Below are 6536 nucleotides of genomic sequence, written 5' to 3'. Positions count from 1 at the left end.
GGCTGGGCGGAGGAGACCATCGAGCAGACGCTCACCTTCTTCCGGCTGCCGCGCCAACACCACAAGCACCTGAAGTCCACCAACATGTTGGAGCGCCTCAACGAGGAAATCCGCAGGCGCACCTATGTCGTGCGCATCTTCCCCAACGCCCAGAGCTGCCTGCGCCTCGTCAGGGCACTCGCCGTGGAGACCAACGAAAATTGGATGGAGGCCAACCGCTACATCAACATGGACGACCTCAGAGAACACAAGAAGCTCGAACTCCGAAAAGCCGCATGACCAGCACAATGGCCGCCCCAATTTGCAGAACTTGACGCACACAACCTGAGCAAAGCGGGGCGGGCGGAACAAGCTCAACTTGAGACCCAAGTTTCCTCCGGGATTTCGGAGAGTCTTTGGATTTCAATCGGGCTCTATGCAGCCTGTTTTCTATAGCTATTTTCATGGCGAGTTTGTTGGGTCTGATATTGCCCAGCGATGAATGCGGTCGTTGCCTGTGTAATCTTCCTTCCATGCGGTGAGCCCGGTTCTGGCGTGAGGCAGCGACGAGAACAATGTTCGTCGAGGCACTCGTCACGGGAACGCCCATTGAAGCTTTACACGCCGTTTTGAATCGGCTGTCCCGGTGCGATGTAGTGCCATTCGACGCGTCTCTGCTGGCGCCATTAGGGGATTGCCTCCGAAGTCAGTTCCGTGCCGTTGTCCGAGACAATCGTATGGGGACGTCCGCGTTGGGCCATGACGCTATCGAATTCCCGCGTCACAGCTGCAATTTGCCGACGCCCCAAGTTGGTTCCGCATCGCGTCAATCAGTGAGGGGCGTTCAGTCGCTGAGGCGGGTCGCGACGGTCAGGTTCATGGTTTCGCGTGTCTCGAAACCGATTGACTTATAGAGATCGATGGCCGCGTGGTTCGTGTCCAGGCAGTGGAGATAAGGCTGCTCACCGCCTCCGGCTATATCAGCAGTCGCGTGCGCAGTGAGGCGGCGTGCAAGCCCCTGCTGTCGATGGTCGGGATGTACGCAAACGCCGCTCACCTCGGCCCAATCTCTCTGGCGGAAACGCTCGCCGGCCATGGCGATGAGACGTCCATCACGCTTGATACCCCAAAATCGTCCTAACCGCATGGTGTGACGGCCAAACGGGCCAGGCCGGGCCAGGGCAGCAAGGTCATAAATCTGTGCCTCATCTGCCGCCCCCAACTGCTCGATACACTGATCGCTGGACAGCCCGATCCGCTGGGTCGCGACCATTTGCACCACACGCGTGGTGTTCATGAGAGCAAAGCCGGCAGGCAAAGGCATCGGCGCTTTGCGCACCATCATCATGGTTTCGCCTGCGGAAAACAGGCTGGCCAGCTCCGCGATAGAGTCGGCGTGGTCATCGCCAGTGGCTGCGAAGGGGCCGATATCGGCGGGGTAACGCAGCGCCGAGCCGTGGCCGACCGCCAGGTGCCGATGCTGGCCGGTAAGCGCGGTCCAGACGGGGTCGTCAAGGACATGCATTAAGGCTTCCCCCATTCACGCAGCGGCTTTTCGGCCAGCCGCTGTTCAATGGTGTCCAACTGATCGAGCAATGTGCCGCTGAGGCCTTTACAGAGCTCACGCGCCGCAGCATCGACCTGCTTCCATACGCTGGCTTTGGACTGGGCAACGAGGTCCTGGCCGGTCGCGGTCAGCGTGGCAACCCGCACCCGGCGATCCTCCCGGGACTGGCTCATGTCGACCAAGCCAAGCTTGGCAAGGTGCAGCAGTGTTTTTGTAGCTCCAGGCTGGGTGATCCCTATGGCCTGCGCCATCTCCCCGACGGTTAGCGGCCCCAGCCGATCGATGGCAGCCAGAAATGGCAATTGCGACGGCGGAACGCTGCCGCTCTGCGCGCTGACGATACTCACGGTCTCGGCTTGCAGCCTCTCGCCCAGGCGCTTGAAGCGGGTTCCAAGGCAGAGATAGCCAAGCGCCGCAATGACATCTTCAACAGGTTCATGATTTTCCATATCCAGTTATATAACCGGAAATGTTGTGATGCGCTAGACCTGCACAGGCTAAGATTATTCGCGAAAATCGGTATTGACCTCGAGTGAACTCGAAGTCGTAGCCTGATCTCGCAACACGGTTTCAGACATGTACACGATCGACGAAGGGGCCTGACTCACCAAGGTCGCCCAGTCCGCGAGGGGGGATCAGACGATCCCCGATGCGCTGACTATCTGCGCGCGACCAATCCACCCTGACCCCTCGCCGGATGGGACCCGGCGCTTTTCTCATATCTTGATCGTGTTCTTGAAGCGCTCGAGCCTCGCTGAACTGCAATCCGTAGGAGACAAACCATGCGGGTACTGATCTCGGCCGTGGGAAACCTCGGCGTAGTCATCCCAGCTTACCATCGACGATCTTGGATTTCTTCTCGCGCCTGGCGCCGCTCAACGGATCATCCAACAGCCATCGCCGCATCGACGGGATCAGGCCGGGCACGCGGTTGATCCAGGCCATCTTCCGCAAGCGCGCTACCGTGTCGGTATGCTCCACCAAGCCCAGTCTGGTCTGCCGCAGATATTTCTTGCCTGAAAAAGCCAGGAGAAATGCCATGGTGGCATTTGAACGCCCGCTGAATGTGACGTCCAGCATATGGATGGCGTGATAGAGGATGTTGTCGGTATCGTCGGCGCGCATATCCGATGCCAGATTTTGTACCGCCCTGCAAACGGCGCTCAGCTACGCACGCAATCGGTAAACTGGGAAGCCAAAGGACTCCCGGTCTATTTTATGCATCAGCAGGAGTATGTGCTGGCAGTTCGGTGTCGGAGAAGTAGTCCGGGTGCGCCTCAGCAATGAGGGGCAGAGCCAAAAGGATTTCTCGCAGGTGGCGGCGCATGGCAGTCCGAGCCTGATCGGGTTCACGGGCCTCTACTGCATCCACCACCTGGGTATGTTGCTTGATCAGCGTATTGAGCGGGGAAGCCCCTGGAAGAGAAAGCAACCTCACGCGATCGGTGTGAAATCGCGCCGTTTCGACCGTGCGCCACGCGAAGTCGCAATCTACGATCTGGGCGATGGCATGATGAAACGCCTCGTCGCGTTCAGAAAACCGTTGATGGTCGGACTCTGACGCCGCTGCCGCCTGTTCGGCGATGAGTTCTCTCAGCCGGGCTATATCGGATTTGGACGCCAGTCTTGCTGCCGCGGCGACGATATCGCACTCGATGGCCTCGCGTACAAAGCGGGCGTTGGCCACATCTCTGACTGATATCTTCGTCACATAGGTGCCACGGCTGGGCCTGATCTCTACAAGGCCCAGTTCGGCGAGTTTTATGAAGGCCTCGCGCACAGGTTGACGCGAGACGCCGAAGCGGCCCGCAATATCCTTTTCCGACAATGCTTCTCCCGGCGGGAGGCGCAGATCGACGATCGCCGCGCGAAGAATGGAAAGCGCCTGCGGTGCTATCGGATCTTTTTGGCGGACGGAACTGCCATCGAGCAGCAGTCCAGAACTAGGGCTTGTCACAATCCTCATAGGATGTATCATACCGGTATGGTGCCATACCGCAAGACAACAATCGCGGAGACAGCATCAGATCTATGGGAGGAAGAAATGGGTCTTATCAATTCGGCATTGAGCCGCCGTACGTTTATCAAGGCCGGCGCCGCAGCGCTTGCCATGCCTGCAGTTGTCTCCAGCGCGTTCGCGCAGGCGAAAATCACAATGAAGATCGCCCACACCGAAGGTATCGGGACACCGATCACCGAGGCGTTTGACAAGTGGACCCAGACGCTGATCGCCAAGAGCGAGGGCAGGATCGATGCCCAGCATTTCCCGGCGGCGCAATTGGGCGGTCTGGCAGAAGCACTCGAAGGCAGCCGGATCGGTACGATCCAGGCCACTACGGCCGGTCCTGACTCCGAAGAGGCCATTGCCCCCGAGATTGCCGCACTGGGTGGCGCACCGGGCTTCATCTACAAGAATGAAGCCCATGTGGATGCGGTGCTCCAAGGCGAATTGGGCCAAAGGGCCTCTGATATCGCACGCGCCAAGACCGGTGTGGAATTTGTCGCCTATGGCGAGACCGGCTTCCGTCATATTCTAGCGAAGCGCCCGGTTACCTCGCTTGAAACGCTCAAAGGCGTTAAAATCCGCGTGCCGCAGCTCAATATCTGGGTCAGCTTCTGGACCCTGCTGGGCGCCGCTCCCACGCCACTCCCCTATAACCAGCAATATGAAGCTCTATCGACCGGCCTCATCGACGCGATCGACTCTGATGTGTTCTCGATCAAGGGCTTCAAATTCTACGAGCAGGCAAAACACCTGACCCTGACGGGCCACTGGTTTCTGCCCAAGGCCATCCGCGTCAATGCGGCCTGGCTCGACAGCCTGCCGGCCGATCTGCAGGAACTGGTGCGCAGCTCTGCCAAGGAAGTGTTCGCCGAGCAGCGCACGGCCAATCGCGCCAATGCTGCGGCGGTGCTCGAGGAACTGAAAGGGCTGGGTGTCGAGGTGACCCAGCTTCCGGCTGAAGAGCTCGCCAAGATGGAAGAGTTGACGGCGCCGCTTTATGACGAGTTCGGCAGCAAGAGCCCCGAAACCGCCGAAATGATCGCGGCTATCCGCGCCCTGGCCTGAGGTAACTGGGTTATGGGTGTTCATGCCGAAATGGCCGCTCCGGAAGGAGCGGCCAACGATACGGTTCAGACAGGTTTTGCTGGTTTGGTCGACAGGATCATCGAAACCATCTGCGTCCTCCTGATGTTGACCGCATTGGCCATTGCCTGTCTGCAGGTCGTGCTGCGGTATGGTTTCCATGCCGGATTGCCATGGTCGGAGGAGGTGGCGGTCTGGTGCTTCTGCTGGGCCGTGTTCCTCGGCATGGGTCTCGCCACCGGTCGCGATGCTCATATCGCGATCAACTCTTTTCCCAACCTTCTCAAGCCGCGCGCCCGGTCAGCTCTCGCACTCTTCAACCGCGTTGTCGTTGCTGCCTCGAGCTTCATGCTGATCATCCATGGCGCCGAATATGTCACCAAGGCTATCGCCGCCTCGCCGGCTTTGCAGATGCCGATGCGGTATTATTTTCTCGCCGTCCCCGTAGGCGGCCTGCTGAACCTTTTCTTCCTGACCTGGCCTCGCGCAAACCGCAGCATCATGCAGGGATTGGCCGTGCTGGCGGCCGGCTTTGTGCTGTATCTCGCGATCCGCTATGGCGCCGGCTACGTCTATGGCGAAAGCAGCAGCGCCTTAGTGCTCAACATCGTCGGCCTCGTCCTCATCATCCTGGGCGCGCCCATCGCCTTTGCCATGGCCTTTGGCGCCTTTGCGGCATTCGCACCCTTCGCGCAGATCCTGCTGGTGACCATCTCACAGAACATGGCGGCGTCGCTCGGCTCGTTCACCCTGCTCGCCATCCCGTTCTTCATTCTCGCTGCCGCGATCATGAATGCAGGCGGCATTACCCCGCGCTTTGTTGATCTGGCGGTCAAGCTCGTGGGGCATATGCGCGGCGGCCTTGGCCAGGCCAATGTCATCACCAATACCCTGCTGGCCGGCATATCGGGTTCATCGACGGCGGACGCGTCCACCGTGGCCAAGCTGATGATCCCGGAAATGGCAAAACGCGGCTATGGCCGCCCGTTCAGCGCAGCGCTCACCGCTTCGGCGGCCACGCTCGCCAACATGATCCCGCCCAGCCTGGGCTTGATCATCTATGGCGCGCTAGCCTCGGTCTCGGTTGGCGCATTGTTCGTCGCCACGATCATCCCCGGCATGATGATCGCAGCCGCACTGATGCTGACCGTCTACGTCATGTCGCGTAAGCGTGGCTATGGCGGTGACCTGCCCAAGGCGTCGGGCCGCGAGCGCCTGACCTCGCTGGGCATGGCTATCCCGGCATTGATCCTGCCTCTGATCATTGTCATGGGTGTGCGTGTCGGCGCCTTCACCGCCACCGAGGCGGGCGCCGTTGCCTTCATCTATGCCGTGCTGTGCGGCGCGCTGCTCTATCGCAAACTCACCGTCGCCAACTTCATTGCGGCGATCCGTGAGTCGATGTTCGATACGGTGTTGATCGTAGTGATCATCGCGGCGGCCTCGCCCTTCGCCTGGGTGCTGGCCTATGAGCAAGTGCCTCAGAAAATCGCGCAATCCATGTCGGTGTTGGTCGATAATCCCTGGCTGCTCATGCTGATGCTCAACATCTTCCTGTTGGCCGTGGGCCTGTTCATGGAAATGATTGCCTCGCTGGTCATTCTCGTACCCATCCTCGTGCCACTGGTGATTGCCGCCGGTATCGATCCGATCCACTTCGGCATCGTTATGTGCTCAACATGGTGATCGGCGCGCTCACCCCACCACTGGGTGTACTGCTGTTCACCACGGCGCGTGTCGGCGGTGCCGACCAGGGCGCGACAATGAAGGCCGCGATCCCCTTTATGACGGTGCTCGTCATCGTCATGCTGATCATCGCCTATGTGCCGGCCATTACCATGTTGCCGGTCCAGTGGTTCGGCCCATAAGGTCGGACCACCTCATCTTATATTGATCATTGCC

General features: G+C 59.7%; 6 protein-coding genes and 2 pseudogenes. 3 read left to right on the top strand and 5 right to left on the bottom strand.

The window, feature by feature from the left end:
• Positions 1-279 (top strand): transposase (locus tag ICI42_RS15810; RefSeq protein WP_188165525.1); only part of this gene is annotated, 279 nt, incomplete at its 5' end.
• A gap of 160 nt (positions 280-439) precedes the next feature.
• Here ICI42_RS15810 and ICI42_RS23705 read toward each other — a convergent pair.
• The 5 genes and pseudogenes from ICI42_RS23705 to ICI42_RS15790 all read right to left on the bottom strand — a co-directional run.
• Positions 440-785 (bottom strand): annotated as a pseudogene (locus ICI42_RS23705) (integrase core domain-containing protein); the annotation flags it as partial.
• 38 nt (positions 786-823) lie between these two features.
• The gene (locus ICI42_RS15805) at positions 824-1504 is read right to left on the bottom strand and encodes a GNAT family N-acetyltransferase (protein ID WP_188165524.1); all 681 of its coding nucleotides are present in this window, start codon (positions 1502-1504) and stop codon (positions 824-826) included.
• Positions 1504-1995, bottom strand: a complete 492-nt coding sequence (locus ICI42_RS15800) for a MarR family winged helix-turn-helix transcriptional regulator (protein WP_188165523.1) — start codon at positions 1993-1995, stop codon at positions 1504-1506. The genes ICI42_RS15805 and ICI42_RS15800 overlap by 1 nt, the downstream gene beginning before the upstream one ends.
• Before the next feature lie 373 nt (positions 1996-2368).
• Positions 2369-2671 carry a hypothetical protein gene (locus ICI42_RS15795; RefSeq protein ID WP_188165522.1) on the bottom strand — a complete coding sequence of 101 codons (303 nt, stop codon included), beginning with the start codon at positions 2669-2671 and terminating at the stop codon, positions 2369-2371.
• Positions 2672-2762: 91 nt separating this feature from the next.
• On the bottom strand, positions 2763-3512 hold the full coding sequence (locus tag ICI42_RS15790; RefSeq protein WP_188165521.1) for a GntR family transcriptional regulator: 750 nt from the start codon (positions 3510-3512) through the stop codon (positions 2763-2765).
• Between the two features lie 78 nt (positions 3513-3590).
• On the opposite strand from ICI42_RS15790, the gene ICI42_RS15785 reads away from it, so the two are divergent.
• Together ICI42_RS15785 and ICI42_RS15780 are read left to right on the top strand one after the other, a co-directional pair.
• Complete coding sequence (locus ICI42_RS15785) at positions 3591-4616, top strand: TRAP transporter substrate-binding protein (protein ID WP_188165520.1); 1026 nt, start codon at positions 3591-3593, stop codon at positions 4614-4616.
• A 12-nt stretch (positions 4617-4628) separates the two neighbouring features.
• Positions 4629-6502: pseudogene (locus ICI42_RS15780) on the top strand (TRAP transporter large permease).
• Positions 6503-6536 lie beyond the last annotated feature (34 nt).

It is taken from the genome of Oryzicola mucosus (assembly GCF_014534685.1).
GTDB lineage: Bacteria > Pseudomonadota > Alphaproteobacteria > Rhizobiales > Rhizobiaceae > Oryzicola > Oryzicola mucosus.
The sequence above is the reverse complement of the archived record's forward strand: the minus strand, read 5'-3'. Positions and strand labels throughout refer to the sequence as shown.

Excerpts from the sequence above, each read along its gene's own strand:
- ICI42_RS15805 (WP_188165524.1), bottom strand. The coding sequence starts at position 1,504 with ATGCATGTCCTTGACGACCCCGTCTGGACCGCGCTTACCGGCCAGCAT.
- ICI42_RS15800 (WP_188165523.1), bottom strand. The coding sequence starts at position 1,995 with ATGGAAAATCATGAACCTGTTGAAGATGTCATTGCGGCGCTTGGCTAT.
- ICI42_RS15795 (WP_188165522.1), bottom strand. The coding sequence starts at position 2,671 with ATGCGCGCCGACGATACCGACAACATCCTCTATCACGCCATCCATATG.
- ICI42_RS15790 (WP_188165521.1), bottom strand. The coding sequence starts at position 3,512 with ATGAGGATTGTGACAAGCCCTAGTTCTGGACTGCTGCTCGATGGCAGT.
- ICI42_RS15785 (WP_188165520.1), top strand. The coding sequence starts at position 3,591 with ATGGGTCTTATCAATTCGGCATTGAGCCGCCGTACGTTTATCAAGGCC.